Here is an 18,453-nt window from a genome sequence, read left to right as displayed (position 1 = left end):
TTTCCTATTTTTAAAATTTAGAGATATGACTTATCTGACAGTTTAAAAGACAAAAAAAGACCCGCTTCATTATGAAGCGGGCCCTAGCGTGTAGACAAACGCTTATTAAGTGTGAACATGCCGATTTGAGACAGATTGCGCTCAACTGTCTGCATGCCCGGCTTTCCGTCACGGTATTACCTAAAAAGCGTCACGTCTCGTTGACTCCTACGGGAAAAAGTGCGTTTTTAACGCGACTTGCCAGAGGCAGGCAAGACCCTGCTCGTTGTCCGTGAGGATCAAGGAGCAACGGCTTGCGCCTCGCCCGAGGAAAGCAACGAAAAAAGAGACGCTTTCTCTCCCGATAGCACATCGTACGTTGTCTACAGTCTGAGACCCGTTTCATAATGAAGCAGGCCCTACTTGTAATTACCATTCAGTAACAGGCCCTACTTGTAATTACCATTCAGTAACGCAACCGTTCAATCTTGATTTTCTTATACCGTAGGCTTAGACCAAAGGCGATCAAAAGATAGAGGAAACCAATTAAAAATGAAAAATCACCATACGGAATTGCAGCAAAGGCATTCCAACCAAACATCGGCACGACAAACAGAACATACAGTGGATATTGGATTCCTGACATCATGTCAAACCACGTCTGATCCCAAAGGTGATTCTCAAACAATGTAATCAAATAGACGACCATCCCGCCGATGAAACCAAAACGAAGGTAGTTAAACAGAAAACGGATGAGTGATGTGTTTTTAAGGATGAGGATTGATCCCATTAAGAAAGCAAACCAGCCAATCGACGTAAGAATTTGTACTATACCAATCGAGCCATCCGGATAAATTCCAGCTGGCCAGCCGTTCAACGCAATCGAAACGAGTAATAGCGTACAAAAAAGTACGAGATAAGACTTTGTTCCCTTCGGCATTTTCAAATTCCTCCATTACTTTTGATATGAACTAGTATTCGCTATTCCCACCGCTAAACCTTCCATAAAAAGTAAAAATATTTAATTACATAACAAACGAGCCCTAACAGGTCAGGGCTCGTCCGGTTTATTTTACTTCCAGCTTCACATCATCAATCGTCACATCATGCGCCGCAAACGGAGAGCCTGCCGCTTTTCCCATCAAGAACTTCAGACCAGCTGTATCGTCTTGTCCCATCGTGAACTCGTACTGGTACGTGTTCACCGTCGGACTGACTGCTACGACCTGACTGAAGTAGCGTGTATACGCCGCATTTTCGACCGTCACTTCGAGCGGACGTGCAACCGTCGACGATGCCTTAAACGTCAACTGGTACGTCTGTCCTTTGACGAGCGCTAAGTTCCCTTGCTCAAGCAGGACGCTCCATGGCTCTTGTCCTTCTGAAGCAATCGCGATTTTTGCAGCTCCATTTACCGTCGAGACGACCGCTTGTGCATCATAATGAACGTATGAACTCCAGAAGTTCAGCCCTTCCGTGAACGAGCCGTTTTTTAACGGCGACTTGTCGATCTCAATCGGCGTCGTGTCAAAGAGTTCAACATCATCAATGGTCACTTCCCCTTTCTCTGATCCAAGAATGAACTGGAGACGACTTTTTAGATCCGTCGCTTCTGTCATCGTAAATGGTACTTCAAACGTCTCCATCTTACCGCTCAGCGCAATCCGTTGTTCCGGCAGGTAAGCCGTCGTTCCTGTCGCATCCGTCAACTGAACGTCCATCTTGTTCACCCGTTTTGCTACTGCTTTGAAACGCAGCACATATTGATGGTCTTTTACGAGTTGTACGCCTTGTTGCGACAGTGTCGCGTTTTGTCCTTTTTTCGTATTCGTTTTGAATGTGAAGACGCGTGTTACAGGATCGACTACTCCCGTCCCCTTCGTTTTCCCAGCATCAAACTGCCAGTACGTCAAACGATCCATCGCCCCTTGGTCAAACGTTCCGTTGTAGATTTGATTGCCGTCCGGTAAAGCCGGTTTTGTTGCCGCTTCATCGATTTCACCGCGTGGAATCTGTTCGACACGGACGTTGCCGATTTTGACGCCAGCCTGTTCAAGACCGAGATTGAATTCGAGCCGTGCCGCAAGATCCGTTTCACCCGTCATGTCGAACGTAAACGTGTACGGCTTGACGGTCGTCGTTAAATCGATTGATTCTTCATTCGAGTATTTCGTATAACCGCGTTCAGCCCCACCACCGACTTTGACCACCATCTTCCGCGCCTGGTCGCTACTCGCGTCGAAGCTGACTTGATAACGGCCACCTTGTGCGAGCGACACGTTTTGAATCAATTGGTGCGAGTACGTTTGCGTTCCTGGTTTCGTAATTGACACGTCAGCAAAACGTGTTCCGTCCTGCTCCGTCACGTCGACTGATCCCGTGCCGCCAAAGTCAGGCAACGTCACATAGTTCCAGTAGGTCGGATCAAGTGTCTGCGCGCCGTCCGTAATCGTCTTAATCGCTTTTTCGTACGCTTGGTCATAGACGAGGTTTCCGTCTTCAAGCGGTTGCTTCGCCCCGTCCGGTAACGTCACATCTTCATAGACCGGTTCGACCGGTTCCCGGTAGGCGCGGTTCTTCAGGTCATAGACCCGGACGTAATCGACTTCCATCTCAGCCGGGAACTTCGTCGTCGCGTCGACTTCCCCGTCGAACCAGCCGCCGACTGCGAGGTTCATCACGAGATAGAAGTTTTGGTCGAACGGTGCCGGATAACTGTAGTTCGTCGCTGTATTTTTGCCTTTGCTGTACCAATCGTTTTGTGTTTGATAGAGGTTTCCGTCGACGTACCAACGGAGTTCACCCGGCTCCCACTCGACGGCATATGTATGCCACTGGTCAATTCGCTCACCTTCCGGGAAATGATAATCTTTTCCGGTATATTTATTGTTCGGCCAATTTTCGCCGTAATGAATTGTCCCCGCGACCTTTTCAGGCTGACTGCCCCAGGATTCCATCACATCGATTTCACCGGATGATGCCCAGGCACCGTACTTGTCCTGCTCCGGCAACATCCAAAATGCCGGCCACAGTCCTTTACCGGTCGGCAGTTTCGCTTTGATTTCGTAACGGCCGTACGTCTTGCTGAACAGTCCTTTTGTCTTCAATTTTGCCGAAGTGTAGTCATAACTTCCGAAGGCGTCCGTCGTCTTTTCCTGTTTTGCGCGGATGACGAGTTTTCCGTCACGGATGAAGGCATTGTCTTTTTTGTCGGTGTAATATTGTTTTTCGTTATTTCCCCACCCGGATGAAACGCCGTTGCCGTCCGCATCGACGATCCAGTTTCCCGTGTCGTAGTTCCATTTCGTCCGGTCAAGTTGTTGTTTCGTAAACTCGTCCGACCAGACCATTTTCCATTTCGTTTTGTCCTGTTTGTCTGCTTTTTCAGCATGCCCTGTCCCGGCATAAGTTAAGACTAAGCCTGTCCCAAGTGCAATTGCGAGCCATTTCTTCATCTGTAATCCTCCTTTGACAAAAAACAGGCAAGACCGATGTAATTCGACCTTGCCTGCGACTGAGTTACGCTTCCTGTGAGAGTGTTGCTTTATGTGTCTGGATGACATCGGCATACCAATGCGCGCTGTCTTTCCATGTCCGTTCCTGTGTTTCGAAATCGACATAGACGATGCCGAATCGTTTGTCATACCCGAAGCTCCACTCGAAGTTATCGAGCAGCGACCAGAGGTAGTAGCCTTCGATATTCATTCCCTCGTCGTTCAAGTCGGAGACTGCTTGCAAGTGTTGCGCGACATAGTCGATCCGGTTTTGGTCATGGACACGACCATCGACGAGTTGATCGTCGAACGCTGCCCCGTTCTCCGTGATGAAGATCGGGAGTGACGTATATTCCGCGCGAAGGCGACGAATCAAGTCCTTGAACTCGTTTGGTGCGATGTCCCAGCCCATGCCCGTCTTATCGTAGTCCGAGTACGCATCTTTGTGCAAGAAGTCATTCGCGGCACTGAATTCAACTAAGTTGCGGCTGTAGAAGTTGATCCCGAAGAAGTCACAGCCGACCGAAATCGTTGCCATGTCGCCTTCTTGGATGAAGTCGTAGGTATGGACGTATTTCGAGAACAGGTTCATCATGTCGACCGGATACTGTCCCTTGAAGATTGGGTCGAGGAACCAGCGATTCGCGTACCCGTCGGCGTTGTTCATCGCCAACTGATCATTGACGGAATCCGTCTTCGCGTACTTCGGTGCGAGATTCAATGTGATGCCGATCGGTGTCGCCGAGTTGAACTCCCCTTTGAGCAGTTCGACCGCTTTTCCGTGTGACAACAGCATGTGGTGAACGGCACGGACGGCTTCGTTCATGTCCGTGTGACCGGGTGCATGGTGTCCGAGGTGGTAGCTGAGGAAACCGGCACACCACGGTTCATTGTGCGTGATCCACGAATCGACGATGTCGTCGAGTTCTTCGAAGCAGACACGGGCGAAGTCGAGGAACCAGTCGACCGAGTCACGGTTGACCCAGCCCCCTTCGTCGTATGCCCACATCGGTAAATCCCAGTGGTAGAGCGTGACGGCCGGTTTGATCCCTTCTTCGCGTAAGCGTGTCGCGAGTGTCCGGTAAAACGCCATGCCTTCCGGGTTGTAGTGACCTTTCGCCGGGAAGATCCGTGGCCAGGCAATCGAGAAGCGGTACGTATCGACGCCTAACTGTTTGATGTGCTGGATGTCTTCTTCAAACCGGTGGTAATGGTCGCAGGCGACATCGCCATTGTGTTTTTCAAAAACTTTTCCGTCCGTATCGCAGAACGTATCCCAAATTGATGGTGTCCGTCCCCCCTCGTCGTGTGCGCCCTCGATTTGATACGAAGACGTAGCCGTTCCGAAGACGAAGTTTGATGCAAATTTCATACGCGTACTCCCCTTTAACTAACAGATTATTCTTTGACGGCACCAGCTGAGATGCTGCTGACGATGTATTTTGATAGGAACAAGAAAGCGATCATGATCGGGACGACGGAAATCGCGATTCCAAGATAAAGTGCCCCTAAGTTTTCTGCGACTTGTGAACCTTTCAAGAAGCCCATCAAGACCGGTAACGTGTATTTTTCTGGTGAGAACAATAGGACAAGCGGCATGATGTAGTTGTTCCACGAACCGATGAACGTAAAGATCGACATCGTCGCGATCGCCGGCATCATCATTGGCAAGGCGATCGTATGGAAGATGCGCATTTCGCTCGCGCCATCCATCCGCGCCGCCTCAATCAAACTTGGGTGCATGACTGTCTGCAAGTATTGACGGACGAAGAAGACCGTGAATGGACTGGCAATCGCCGGAACGATCAGCGGGATGAAGCTGTCGAGAATACCTAAATTCTTACTGAGTTCGTAGAACCCGATCAATCCGAGTTGTCCCGGAATCATCATCATGACGAGCATGAAGACGAACAGGACGTTTTTTCCTTTGAACTGATAAAAAGCAAATCCGAACGCTGTCATCGCTGAGAAGTAACCCGACAAGACAGTGACGAGGACGGCGATGATCAGACTGTTCTTGAAGCCGGACCAGATGTTGACGTAGGAGCTTAGCGCCGCATAGTTCTCAGCGAGCGAGTTGCCGGGAATCAAGGAGAAACCGGACAGGACTTCTTCGTTCGACCGGGTCGCGTTGATGATCATCATCAAAAATGGAATGATACAGGCGATGGTCAAGGCAATCAGGCTGACATAGATCAGGCTCTTGCCGAACCAGGCTTTTTTCTGTTTCGGTGGTGCCAACTTCAGCGGACGTTCTGAACGCTCCGGTTGTTCCTCCGTTTGCGGGACGATCCGCCGTGCTTCTGCATTTCGTTCCATCGGTCAGGCTCCTTTCGGTGAACGTTCTTTTCGGAACATCCCTTTGAAGACGATGATTGAAAAGACGAGCGTGATAGCAAACAATCCATAGGCGACGGCAGCAGCGTAGCCATAGTTGTTGTACTTAAAGGCTTGATTGTAGAGATAGAGGACCATCGTGTTCAAGGCACCATCCGGCGCACCGACACCGTCCGTAATCAACATCGGGAGATCAAACAGTTGCAGTCCACCGATCAGTGACGTGATCATGATGTAAAGCAGGATCGGTTTTAACAGCGGCAACGTGATTCGCGAGAAGATTTGCCAGCGTGTCGCACCATCAATCAAGGCCGCTTCGAAATAATCTTTCGAGATGCCGGATACACCGGCCATGACGACGATGAACGAGTGACCAAGCCACATCCAGGTCAGGATGAGTGAAACGGAAATCTGGGCTGTGACCGGTTGTGTCAACCAGTTGATCGGGTCGGAAATGATTCCGACTTTCATCAACATCATGTTGAGTGATCCGTGTTGCCAGTCGAGTAAAATCCCGAACAACAAGGCAACCGAGCTGATCGTGATTAAGTTCGGTAAGTAGAACGTCGCCCGGAAGAAAGCAAGTCCTTTTAACTTGAGTTGTAAGTCTGAGAACAGTAAGGCGAGCATCAACGCTCCACCAATTTGCAGGATGAAGTTCAGTCCCCAAATCTTGATCGTATTGAAGAACGCTTCAATGAAGTACGTATCTCCGAGCAAACGCGTATAGTTCGCGAGTCCGACGAGTTGTTCGCCTTCTGCGCCTGTATAGTTCGTGAAGCTGTAATAGAACGTCAACGCGACCGGATAGATGCTGAAGATTAAGAAGACGATCCAAAACGGTGCGATGAACAGATAACCATGGCGATCGAGTTTTTTCACAGGTCAAACCCCTTTCTTAAACAAGAAGAGGTAGGGCGAGGTCCGCCCCACCCAGTCTCCTTATTCCGGTACTTTGACGTCCGGATACGCATTTTTGACTTTTTTGTAGAATTCAGCAAGTGCTTCGTCTTTTGATTTTTTGCCTTGGACGTATTCCATGACTGACGCACCGTATAATGTATCGAGCTGTTGGTCGTACTTCGTCACGATACCCGGTGTGATTTGATCCGCTTGATCGAGGAAGAACTCATAGTTGTTCTGTCCGCCGAGGAACTCATCTTTGAAGTCGGTTTTGATTTTGTCGGTAACCGGTGTATACGCAAGGACGTCACCTGTTTCTTTCGCCCAATCCGTCAAGAACTCTTCGTCTTGCGTCATCATTTTGACGAAATCATACGCAAGTTTTTGTTTCTTCGAATCTTTGTAGACACCTAACCATGTACCGCCCCAGAAGTATGGGCTCGGTCCGCTTGTGACTGCCCAGTCACCGGCTGATTTCTTCGCATTTTCTTTTAAGACACTGTGTAAGCCCCATGTTGGAAGGACGTACGAGAAGATTTCTGTTTCGGTTTCTTTACCGTTTTCTTTGACTTTGACCGGCTTATCCATCCCGGCGAACCATGATGGTGACCACTCTGGCGCAAGTGCTGTGTATTGTTTTGTCCGTAATTCTTTTGCGTAATCCATGTAGTTCTTCTTGTCTTCTGTCAAGACGAGCTCTTGCTTATCGTTGACCCAGGCCTGCGGATCATTACCTTGTGCGAACCAACGGATTGAACCTTCATCCGGGAACATTTTGTAGCCTTTGCCTTTCATTTTCTCAGCAACATCGAAGACGCCGTCCATCGAGTTCATCATCGCACCGATTTCTTTTGGATCATCTGTGCCGAGGACCTTTTTGGCGATGCTGCGTTTGTAATAGATACCACCCGGTGTTGTTTGCCATGACAGCGCACGGACGTTACCGTCTTTGTCTTTCCCCATGTCATAGACGTACGGGATGTAGTCATCTTTGACTTCGTCTGCGTTAAACGGTTTTTCAGATAGGTTCGCCCAGTAACCGGCGTCGACCCATTGTTTCAAGAAGGCGATCTCACCTGTGAAGATATCCGGTGCACCGACGCCGCTCTCAAGTGCCGGTTTTAATTTCGTTGGGTAATCCGCGATCGGAACGATCGTCAATTCGACTTTGACATCATTGTTCTCTTCGAACTTTTTGATTGGTTCTTTTAACTCATCCGTGAATGACCAGATTTTCAAGACTTGTTTCCCATCACTTGTCGTTGCTTCTTTACTATCTGAACATCCTGCTAAAACGCTTGCTGTTAACGCGCCGACTGTCAAAACACTGACTAACTTCTTACGCATGTCATCCCATCCTTTTTCTGATGTACTCGCTCACTAATTTAGTAAGCGGTTTCATTTCTTATCCAAAAATATCGAAAGCGCTTTCGAAAACTCCTAGAAAAAAGTTCCGAAAGCCCTTTCGGAAAGCTTTAAAAAAATATACTGTTTCGAAACCGCTCTCGCTTGTCCTCGCCTTCCACCTGCGAGAGCGATTTCGAAATCGATTGTTAGTCGTTGACGGGTCCCGTTGAATGGCGGACGATCAACTCGACGGGAATGATGTCCGTCGTCTTGAGACGTTGCTTGTTGACGATTTGTTCGATCAATAAATCCGCTGCATGTTGTCCGATCCGTTCCGTATCCTGCCGGACGGTCGTCAACTTCGGTGTGACGTATTTCGACATTTCGATATCATCGTAGCCGACGATTGAAATATCTGCTGGTACGTGTAACCCGGCTTCATGTATTGCTTCCATCGCACCGATCGCCATTTGGTCACCGGCAACGAATACTGCCGTTGGACGTTGTGGTAAGGCAAGTAACGTCTGCATCGCTTGTTTACCTTCTTCGACCGAGAAAAAACCACCGTTGATTAAGTAACCTTCTAAAATCGGTAGTGCGAGTTCAGCCATTGCCCGTTCGTACCCAGCAATCCGTGCACTTCCTGCGTCAATCGTCGTATCTCCCGCGATATGGGCGATTCGGCGATGACCGAGTTCATGCAAGTGATTGACAGCGAGTGCTCCCCCTGTCAGATTGTCCGAGAAGACGACGCTACAATCCGCGCTGTCCATATCGACGACGACGATTGGAATCGTGCTCTGAATTAACTCTTGGACGTGCTGGTCCATTTGATCGGAACAGATGACGACGATACCGTCGACCGCCCGGTGCTGAAAATGCTCGAGGTAACTCATGTCGCGGTTGCGGAGATTACGTGAAGCAAAGATTAAGTCGTATCCTTGTTGCTCCGTCGCTTGACGGAAGCTTTCGATGATCGCGTTGAAGAACGGATGCATCATCCCGACTTCGTTCGCTTCCGAGAACATGACCCCGATCGTCCAGGACCGTTTCGTCGAAAGGGACTGAGCATGCGCATTGGGTAAGTACCCCATATCCGCTGCCGCCTGAATGATTTTTGCTTTCGTTTTCTCACTGACATCGGAATAGTTGTTTAATGCCTTTGAGACTGTCGTAATCGAAAAACCTGTTAATTTTGCTAAATCATAAATTGTGCCCATCGTTAAAACCTCATTTCACCGAAAGCGCTTTCGATAAACTTAGTATAGACGGGAATTTGGAAAGACACAACCATTTTTTTCGAATTTATTTGGAATTAAAAAAATAAATGATATCGCTTTCATTAAGATAAGGCAACATACGCTAAACGATTCTAAATACCATAGAGTTTAACGTAAGTCCTGAAGAGACGTTCAATCATTCTTCCAGCATTACAGTTCTTCATTTCCAAAACACGATTAATGTTTTCTGATGAGATGAAGCATGACTCATTCAATTCCCAGCCAAAATATTACATTATCACTTCACTTACCCGACCGTCTTGAGTGCGACGTTTGAAAAAACTTCGTATGACAACCATTTCATCATAGAGATTAAAAAAACATTTAAACGAGAGTATTATGGGATTATTGAAAATTCGTTTGACATCTAGTAACAGCATAATCATGAAATGAATGAAGTCACAATGTTGAAAGTTCAAGCATTTCTTTCAAGATTGTAAGATTACAATCTGTCAAAATCACTTCATATTTTCACATTTTATGTTAGTTTATTTTAAGTAAAGATTGTAAGATTAACAATTTTTTAAATATTAATAATAAGGAGGGAAACAATGAACAAATCTTTTGTCACATCTGGAATCGTTTCAATTTTACTAGGAATTATTGTTTTGTTTACCACCAAAATATTTACAGCTTATTTAGAACTCACAAAAAGTGTAGGTATTGAAGATATTAAAACGTATGGTCTCAACAATTATGCGATTTATCTTTTCGTTATCGGAGCAGTTTTGATTTTATTGGGATTCTTCATAAACAAATTGCAAAAAAATTAATAAATTCTAAAATCAATAATTATTTTGTTTTTATTAATTAACTTTTGATGAATTGTAATATTAAGTGCAACACTAGAAGACACAAAAACCATAACGACCTTGTATAGAATAAAGCTACCTACCACACCAGATTCAACAGAGGATTCGTTATGAGCTGTGTTCAACTTACCATATCAGAAAGAGTCAAAATAGAGGCGTATCTTGAGTTAGATTTCTCTATCCGAAAGATTGCGGAAAGTTTATTCCAAGAAGAAAAACTATCGTTCAAGACGATTTATCGCTGGATCTATGCGGACCTCGTCGAGGTCGATTCTGGACTCCTTCGTCAAAAGGGAAAGCATCAGAAACCACGTGAGACAAGTAGATGCTTCAACATCGGACTGTCTATCAGTAAACGTCCGTCTGACGTCAAAAAGGCGCCAAATGCTCAGACATCGGGAGCTAAATACCGCCGTCTCAGGCAGAAGGGAAATCCAAGGCCTATGTCGCGACGTTCATAGAGCGGTAAAATCGTTTCTATATCGCTGTACCGAGGGAAGATCGGTCTGCTGCATCGATGGAGTCTGCAATTTGAGAATTGTATCTCTATTTCCCACTAGGAACGTTCAAGACCGCGGCGACAGACCGTGGAAAAGAGTTTAGCTGTCATGAATGTATTCGTGAAGCGTCAGACTTACCGATGTACTTCACTGATCTGTATTCTTTTTGGTAACGTTGGAGTAACGAGAACTCCAATAATCTTCTCCATGAATTCTTCCTGGAAGGGACGGATTTTAACAAGGTCAGTCGCTCTCCTGCATTAATGGTAGACCAAAAAAGTGTTTCAACTAGAAAACTGCATACGAGGTCTTCTCGGAAGAAGTGTTGCACTTAATATGATAAACTAACTTTTTTAAAAATATTCTTTTAAAATTCTTTTTGATAACAATTACATATTTTTGATTATCTTTTATTTACGAAGCATACTTTCAAACCTCGGAGGGATTTTAACGTGATTAAAAACAAGCAAATCGTATTAGGGATTGCTTCATTATCCTTATTTACTACGTTTTCAGTTAGTGTTCCCAATGCTGAAGCAAACGAGCTTTCTGAACAAAAATCATTTTATTCAGAAGAGTTCGGAAATTATATAATTCCATTCACAGAGACAGAGGATGGTGAAATGAAAACGTTATCTGAAAAATAAGTTGAAGAAGAATTTTCCTTAAATGTTTCTGGTAACCAGTTAGCTGATACTGAATCTAAAGAGGAAATAAATTCTTTTTCTTTGAATGATTCTATCATTTCAGAAGAAAGAGGTTCTACAAAAGCAGCTTATTATGAGTATCTTAAGTTTAAACCTACAAAAAGCACTAGTTATGTAGGAGATCCGTTAAAGGTGGTTGCTGACATTGGTTGTACAACCAGCACTTGTTCTATTGGACACGGTGTTACATATACAAAAACTATAACAGTAACTTACGGTGCAGCTACCGACATTCAAAAATCAGCAATAAAATCTTCATTAGGTATTAGTTATTCTTCAGCAAAAGCTAGTACTAGTTCATATACTTTTAATTTGAAAAAGGGAGAATACGGCTATATTGCATTCAAGCCTTATAAAATTAAAAAAAGTGGATATTTTTTAAATTGTGGAAACCAAGGGACAGGTTGTCATAAAAATGGTAAAACAGGGTATGTTCGTTTACCTAAAAAACTTGCTAATGGTAAGGCAGATGGAATGTTCTACTTTGTTTACACAACAAAAAAATGATTTAAAATTATATCATTGTCTTAATAACTAGAACTTTTAGTGTCAAAAATATTTCCTGAGCGTTCTTAGTTCTAAAAAATTAAGTTTCAAATTATTTATTCGATTTTCAAAACGTAATCTTGTTTGATTAAACTTTTAATTTTGAATGTATGATTTAACTTACAAACAGAAAAAAGAGCGGTCCGATAGTGGACCGTTCTTTTTATCTGCGTTCAAAAAATCCCTTTAAATAACAATTTTGATTTGAGCATGCTATATTTAATTTGTAATTTCTTATTGCCACCCCTGAAGATTTCGGAAGGACTGACATTTGTTTTGAAGAACCTTTACTTCGAGAAACACCGTTTTACCTACAGTGAAGTAACCAATCGGAAAACACTCTACATAGACGACTATCCGATTGTGTATTTGTTATACAATCGGAAAAAGGAACAGGCCTATGTCGGGCAGACTGTCCAAAAGAACCAGCGTTTAAAGGCCCATTTAAAAGACGTGCGCCGAAAGCACCTCGACGAAACGATCTTGATTGGGCATGAACAGTTCAACCAATCGGCAACATATAATATCGAATCCAATCTGATTAATTTCTTAATTGCAGATGGTCGGTATGTCTTACAAAATGTCAGTCAGACGACCTCCCGCCAGATGCACAACTATTTCCGGAAAGATTTTTTCAACGAGACCGTCTTCGAAAACATTTGGGAACAGTTACGGATAGAACAGATTGCAAAAGGAACGCTCGATCAATTACGCAATAAGGATGTTTACAAGCTGTCACCGTTTAAAGAACTTTCCGAGCAGCAACTTGAAGTCAAACAAACAATCCTTACATACTGTAAAACACACATCACTCAACCAGGCCATCATGTCTTTGTGATCGAAGGTGATGCCGGAACAGGTAAAAGCGTGTTGCTCAGCTCCCTGTTCAACACGATTCAAGACTTGACGAAAGAAGCGGATTCTCCGTTATACCGTACGGACAACTATCTGCTTGTTAACCACGGTGAAATGCTGAAGACATATAAATCGATTGCCGGCAGTTTACCAAACCTGAAGAAAAAACAGTTTCAAAAACCAACACCCTTCTTAAATACACTCGAGAAGCAGCAACATACAGCAGATATCGTACTCGTGGATGAAGCCCATCTGTTATTAACGAAAGAAGATGCTTACAATAACTTCAAACAACAAAATCAACTGCACGAAATCATCACTCGCAGTAAAATCACGATTCTGATTTTCGATCCGAAGCAAGTATTGAAGATTAAGAGTTACTGGGGACGGACGACTTTGCAGGACATCGTCGGTTCATTTTCAACGGCGACACTTCCCTTGACCAATCAATTTCGGATGCAGGCGAGTCTAGAGACGCTGCACTGGATCAACCGGTTCGTCGAGCAGGAGATTCTCCCGCTTCCAACTGATCCGCAGTACGATTTTCAAATCTTCCATGATCCGGAAGCCTTTAAGCAAGCAATCTTCCTGAAAAATGAGCAATATGGTCTCTCACGCATCGTTTCGACGTTTGATTACCTCCATAAAAAAGACGGTGCTGATTATGTAGTCGATGCAGGCGGGATTAATCTGCCCTGGAATCGAAGTTATCCCAATCAGACATGGGCAGAACAACGAGAAACGATTCAGGAAGTCGGTTCCATCTATACGATTCAAGGCTTTGATTTGAATTACGTCGGTGTCGTCCTAGGTCCATCCGTTCAGTATGATGAGCAGACGAAACGATTGAAACTGGAGCCGACACTTTACCAAGACACGGGTGCTTTCGTCGCCCGCCAAGATTTGAGCCAGGTAGAAAACGACCGGGCCAAAGAGGAAATCATTTTGAACTCACTGAATGTCCTGATGAAGCGTGGTGTCAAAGGACTCTATCTATACGCAACAAATCCCGCTTTACGTGAGCGACTATTACAACTAAAGGAGCAGCACACATGAATGAAATCAAGACTTTAATCCAAAAAATCGACGACTTCCGGGACGAGCGCAACTGGCGTCCCCATCATAATCCAAAAGACTTAGCGATTTCTTTATCAATCGAAGCGTCCGAATTACTCGAAGCCTTTCAGTGGCGAAGCAGCGAAGAAGCATGGGAAGAAAATCAGGAGAACATCAAAGAAGAGATTGCCGACGTGCTGATTTACGCGCTGACGTTATGTAGCGAGTTGAATGTCGATGTGGAAGAGATTGTGGTAGATAAGATTAGGAAGAATGGGGAGAAGTATTCGATATAATTTAAAATCTTAAGCTTTATAAATTTATTATTAAAGATGGAAACTTGCTAAATAGGTTCCATCTTTAATAATTTTTAAATAAAAAAATTATTGATTAAGTTCATTAAAATGATCAATTAAATATTTTTTACATAATTCAAATAGTTCATTCAAATCTTTTTCATCTAAATCGGTGAATATTTTTCCGAATTGATCTAAATTCCAATTTTCATTGGTAATAAATCCACCCTTAACTCCTTCGTCTTCTACTAATAAGATAAGAAAGTGATTTTTCCCTAAATAACTATTAATGAAGAGAGACGACGAAGGTCTAAATATAAGCATTTTAAAAATCCTATTCTTACCATACAATTCGTAAAAAGCGGAATTTTTATCGCCAGAAAATGAATTTAATCCAATTAAATCGCTATTCATATCCAAGCGTGGACCTTTTAAGTATTTATTTTTCAGTATTTTATAAATTTCGTTTTCGCTATTTTTCATATTTATCAGCTTCTTTCAAGAGCTTGTTCAATAAATAGCTCTATCATATTTTTCAAAGATTTATATCCTATTGCATTCTCTTCTTCATTTATTTCGTTAGGCTGGACTTGAATATAAACAATTCCTCTACCATAAATATTATCATGTCTCAATATAGCTTCTGAATCTTGTTTTGGATATAAAACAATAACTTGAAAAATCGGCTTCCAAACTGAATCTTCTCCTTCATTAAGAAGTCTAGAATTAAAATAACTCATATTTTTAAAATCTAATAGTTGTTTTTTTACATCGGTTTGAAATTTATCGTCAAACAAATAGTTTTTATTTCTACATTTGGACTCAATAATTAATCCTGATTTATTTGTAAGCAATTCACCATTTGAATTGAACAATGATAATAAAATATCTGGACGACGATTGTTTTCAATATAATAACTACTTTTTTTACTATTAAATGTACTAAAAGATTCAAATTCCGCATCGTATTGAACATCTAAGTAAAAATTAGGATCGTTTGGTTTCCTAAACCTTAATACCGTACCTGGAGGAAGGCTGCTTAGATATTTATTATTATTATTCTCATCAGCTAACCATCCGGAAGTCCACTCAAAACCTAAATCGATTAAAATTTTTATTACAATACCTATATTATAATATTCAAATAACTGCCAAGTTTTTCTATTTTCTCTATTATCAGAAATATTTTTTTTGTTCAAATCATCACGAGAATTGATAGTTTTATAAATATCATGAATCTTTTTATACCTGATATCTTTGGAAAAACGTTGTGATATTTTTAAATTATTTTTTAAAGGAACTTCTTTAAACCAATCAATGTAGTAGTATTGATTGAATCTATATAACAAACTGTCGATTTCATTAATATGTTTCTCATATGCAGTTTTCTGATTGATTTTTTCAAATTTCCTGGCACTAATTACCTTTTGTTGATGATTCAAATCATTTTTTTCATTTTCAAATCCAAATATCCGCTTTCTTACTTCTTCTTTTTTTTGATTAATGTGTATATACTCAACTTCTATTTTTTTTATTTCTTGATCATAGTTTTTAATTTCTTTATTGATTGCATATCTTAAGTTTTTTAAATCACTAATGAATTTATAAATTATTTTTTTTAACATTCGGTTTTCTGGATTAACATACGATATCCTTTTATGTTTTTCATTAAAAAGATTTAAAGAATAAGAATTATTTATATTATTTATGCCTTTTTTAGATTCCCACATAAAACTTTTATAATCTGGTTTTTTTGAACGATTTGATATTTTATAAATACTAACTAAGTCTGATATCGGATCATTAAAAATCGATTGCAGTGTAAAAAAAACAGCTTTTTTTTGCAAAGATAAATCTATATATTTTTGCATCGGTGTTAAAGGTAAGTTACTTTCAAGAACAGTAGCTTCTTTCCTACGATAAAAAAATTCTTTTGATAATCCGCTCAACATATTATCTACAAAATTTCTTAAATAATAGACTGATTCATCTGACAAAATATTTGATTTGACTGAATAAAACGATACGTATTTTTTATTAAAGTATTTCAGTTCAAAATGATATCTTCCTGCAACCATGCTATTATCTTTATTTCCTTCCATAATTACAACAGGATTAGAATTTGAAGAAATTTCAATAATTTTATCTTCATATGATGATATTTTTACTGTAGCTTCCATATCTAATGGAGATTGTAAAATAACACTTACTTTAGAATATTCATTACTAGTAATAAATTTTTGAGAAAATCCTTTATCAATATCAAAATATACTTCAAATTCTTTATTTTTAAATGGAAGCTCTTCTATAAAAATTAGTTTAGGTTGCATATCCATAGTTACCTAGTTCCCTTGCTTTCCTAATAAGTTCCTCTTTCGTCACTACAAAAGAACTTATGTTGTCCATAACAAATCTATCACTTAATAAATTAAACAAATCACCAGTTGGAATTTCGTCATTACTGGACACCGTTCCAATTAACTCTTCATATTCTTCAATAGAGCCTCTAATTTTTGTGATGATTCTTTGCTTAATAAATAAGTCAATCGCTTTTGAACGATCAATAATATAATCGCTATCTTCTTTAAAGTCAGGTAAATTTTGAATATAAAGACCCATCCTCATAATATTTCTTATTGATAGGCCTTTTTGTGTACTTATATTGGATATTAAACTATCTAGTTGATCAAAGAAATTCATTTCTACTTCCGAAAAATGACTCCAGTCATTCGACGTGATTTTCCAATCAATATACATTTGTCCGTATACATCTTCGGCTCCTTGATTATTTAATTCAATCTTTTTATTCTCTTCAAGTTTTCTTTTTATGATTGAAAAAGATTGTTTTCTCAGAGTAATGATATTTGAACGATCAAGTAATCTATCTGATAAGTCTTTCGTTGTTTCATCAACATTCATCGTACCAACTATAATCAAGTTATTTCTTAATTGAATACTGCTTGTATAGACTTGATTATTGTGGCATATTGCGCCTGAACTATATAATTTTAAGCGTCTGTTTTCCTCATTTAGTTCTAATAAAGATAAAAATGGAGAAAAATAATGTTCAATTTGACTTAAATTCATTTCATCCAAAATTAGCATATGTGTCTGCTTGGGATTATTCTGAGCATGAATCAAAAAATCAGTTAACCCAGTTTCTGCAGATACAAATAGCCCAGAAGAGGGATTCAAATAACCAAGAATGTCTCCAGGCTCTGTATAAGAGGGTGAGACTGGTAGAACTAGAACAGTCTTATCATCTTGCGTTAGTCCTAATGATTCTGCATATAAAATAGCTAGTTGTGTTTTACCAGTTCCGCTTTGACCAGATAAAATAGTAAAAACACTTGATTTTAGGCTAGTATGAAAATTAATTAAATCTTCCTTCGAATATACTAAACCTTTTTTGTAGGCCTTCATTTCTAAATACTCTATAAAATCTATTTCTGTAATTTCATTATTATTTGCATCAGCAGACTCGGGATGTAGCTTTTCTTTTGTAATCATACTTTCATCTGAATCTCTATCTTTTTCTTCCCATTCTCCAATTTTTAATCCTTCAAAATTCAACATATCAGAAACTGTTTCACCAATGAATTGATCATCAATAAAAACAATTTTCCCCCTATCAGAGCAAATATTTTCATTTAAAATACTTTCTTTAATTTTCACTTTTTTTATATTATTTGATGCAATAATAACTCTTGCCGATTCATTGCTAGAAGAGTCTACTTTCCATTGATTATCTAGTATGTTCCCATAAATATATTCTCCGCATAATAAAAAAAGAGGAGCTGGCATTGCATGATTATAACTCTCTAAATTTAAGGGTTTTTCTGATAATAAGACATCTTCAAACTCTTCTGGAGACATCAATATTCTAGGAACTGCAATATATTCTCTTCCAGAAATATAATCACCTTCAAATGTAACTTCACCTAAATTTTTATGTACTCTTTCTTTACTTTCTTGTTGCCGCAAAACAGGATTAAACAGTAATAATTTACCTTCCATCTTGTTTTTCAAATAATCTATTCTTCTTTGTATCAAATTACTATCATTTCCATACCTAAAATCAATAGGCCATTCAATACTTTTGCTAGCAAATCCAATATAAAGATCTGATTTATTTAGTTGTTGTTGACTCAACTCTGCAATTTCTGTAGGTTCCTGACTCAAAGGCTTTACGTAAAAAATAATATCATTCATTTGCTGAGAAAAAGTTATTGCTTCTAACGAATCTCCTAAGTTAGGAATTTTAGATGGATCAGTCTCTAATGTACCTACAATATAGTTCCCTTTGATTTGTTCTAATATTTTTGAAGTATAGATTTTCAA

Annotated in this window: 15 protein-coding genes and 1 pseudogene; 6 read left to right on the top strand and 10 right to left on the bottom strand. The window is 40.9% G+C overall.

All coding sequences use genetic code 11. The annotated features are described in order from the left end of the window. Positions 1–445: 445 nt before the first annotated feature. The 7 genes from KNP96_RS10565 to KNP96_RS10535 all read right to left on the bottom strand — a co-directional run bounded on the left by KNP96_RS10565 (position 446) and on the right by KNP96_RS10535 (position 9,280). On the bottom strand, positions 446–919 hold the full coding sequence (locus tag KNP96_RS10565) for a hypothetical protein (protein ID WP_214767275.1): 474 nt from the start codon (positions 917–919) through the stop codon (positions 446–448). Between the two features lie 127 nt (positions 920–1,046). Further along, positions 1,047–3,434 (bottom strand): carbohydrate binding domain-containing protein, encoded by a 2,388-nt coding sequence (locus tag KNP96_RS10560; protein WP_214770395.1) that lies wholly within the window; start codon positions 3,432–3,434, stop codon positions 1,047–1,049. A 64-nt stretch (positions 3,435–3,498) separates the two neighbouring features. Continuing rightward, positions 3,499–4,845, bottom strand: coding sequence for a GH1 family beta-glucosidase (locus tag KNP96_RS10555; protein WP_214770393.1), 1,347 nt, complete (start codon positions 4,843–4,845; stop codon positions 3,499–3,501). Positions 4,846–4,871: 26 nt separating this feature from the next. Continuing rightward, positions 4,872–5,792, bottom strand: coding sequence for a carbohydrate ABC transporter permease (locus KNP96_RS10550; RefSeq protein WP_214770391.1), 921 nt, complete (start codon positions 5,790–5,792; stop codon positions 4,872–4,874). A gap of 3 nt (positions 5,793–5,795) precedes the next feature. Then, on the bottom strand, positions 5,796–6,692 hold the full coding sequence (locus KNP96_RS10545; protein ID WP_088836160.1) for a carbohydrate ABC transporter permease: 897 nt from the start codon (positions 6,690–6,692) through the stop codon (positions 5,796–5,798). 60 nt (positions 6,693–6,752) lie between these two features. After that, positions 6,753–8,060, bottom strand: coding sequence for an ABC transporter substrate-binding protein (locus KNP96_RS10540; RefSeq protein ID WP_214767279.1), 1,308 nt, complete (start codon positions 8,058–8,060; stop codon positions 6,753–6,755). A 206-nt stretch (positions 8,061–8,266) separates the two neighbouring features. Further along, a complete protein-coding gene (locus KNP96_RS10535) occupies positions 8,267–9,280 on the bottom strand; it encodes a LacI family DNA-binding transcriptional regulator (protein WP_088836158.1) in 1,014 nt (337 codons plus the stop codon). A 611-nt stretch (positions 9,281–9,891) separates the two neighbouring features. On the opposite strand from KNP96_RS10535, the gene KNP96_RS10530 reads away from it, so the two are divergent. The 6 genes and pseudogenes from KNP96_RS10530 to KNP96_RS10510 all read left to right on the top strand — a co-directional run bounded on the left by KNP96_RS10530 (position 9,892) and on the right by KNP96_RS10510 (position 14,112). Then, positions 9,892–10,113, top strand: a complete 222-nt coding sequence (locus tag KNP96_RS10530; RefSeq protein WP_214767281.1) for a hypothetical protein — start codon at positions 9,892–9,894, stop codon at positions 10,111–10,113. Between the two features lie 149 nt (positions 10,114–10,262). Further along, positions 10,263–10,944: pseudogene (locus KNP96_RS17000) on the top strand (IS30 family transposase). 160 nt (positions 10,945–11,104) lie between these two features. Continuing rightward, the gene (locus KNP96_RS10525; protein WP_214767283.1) at positions 11,105–11,299 is read left to right on the top strand and encodes a hypothetical protein; all 195 of its coding nucleotides are present in this window, start codon (positions 11,105–11,107) and stop codon (positions 11,297–11,299) included. A gap of 81 nt (positions 11,300–11,380) precedes the next feature. Continuing rightward, positions 11,381–11,866, top strand: a complete 486-nt coding sequence (locus tag KNP96_RS10520) for a DUF6060 domain-containing protein (protein ID WP_214767285.1) — start codon at positions 11,381–11,383, stop codon at positions 11,864–11,866. Positions 11,867–12,181: 315 nt separating this feature from the next. After that, positions 12,182–13,816 carry a DUF2075 domain-containing protein gene (locus KNP96_RS10515; RefSeq protein WP_353048346.1) on the top strand — a complete coding sequence of 545 codons (1,635 nt, stop codon included), beginning with the start codon at positions 12,182–12,184 and terminating at the stop codon, positions 13,814–13,816. Beyond that, complete coding sequence (locus KNP96_RS10510; RefSeq protein WP_214770387.1) at positions 13,813–14,112, top strand: nucleotide pyrophosphohydrolase; 300 nt, start codon at positions 13,813–13,815, stop codon at positions 14,110–14,112. Before KNP96_RS10515 ends, KNP96_RS10510 begins: the two co-directional genes overlap by 4 nt. An 87-nt stretch (positions 14,113–14,199) precedes the next feature. On the opposite strand, the gene KNP96_RS10505 is transcribed toward KNP96_RS10510, so the two are convergent. From KNP96_RS10505 to KNP96_RS10495, 3 genes are read right to left on the bottom strand one after another with little or no spacing between them, the layout of a single operon-like run. Then, the gene (locus tag KNP96_RS10505; RefSeq protein WP_214770384.1) at positions 14,200–14,595 is read right to left on the bottom strand and encodes a hypothetical protein; all 396 of its coding nucleotides are present in this window, start codon (positions 14,593–14,595) and stop codon (positions 14,200–14,202) included. 5 nt (positions 14,596–14,600) lie between these two features. Next, positions 14,601–16,448 carry a hypothetical protein gene (locus KNP96_RS10500; RefSeq protein WP_214770382.1) on the bottom strand — a complete coding sequence of 616 codons (1,848 nt, stop codon included), beginning with the start codon at positions 16,446–16,448 and terminating at the stop codon, positions 14,601–14,603. Further along, on the bottom strand, positions 16,432–18,453 hold the full coding sequence (locus tag KNP96_RS10495) for an McrB family protein (protein ID WP_214770380.1): 2,022 nt from the start codon (positions 18,451–18,453) through the stop codon (positions 16,432–16,434). Before KNP96_RS10495 ends, KNP96_RS10500 begins: the two co-directional genes overlap by 17 nt.

Origin of the sequence: Exiguobacterium sp. s133 (assembly GCF_018618595.1) — a bacterium.
Taxonomy (GTDB): domain Bacteria; phylum Bacillota; class Bacilli; order Exiguobacteriales; family Exiguobacteriaceae; genus Exiguobacterium_A; species Exiguobacterium_A oxidotolerans.
The sequence above is the reverse complement of the archived record's forward strand: the minus strand, read 5'-3'. Positions and strand labels throughout refer to the sequence as shown.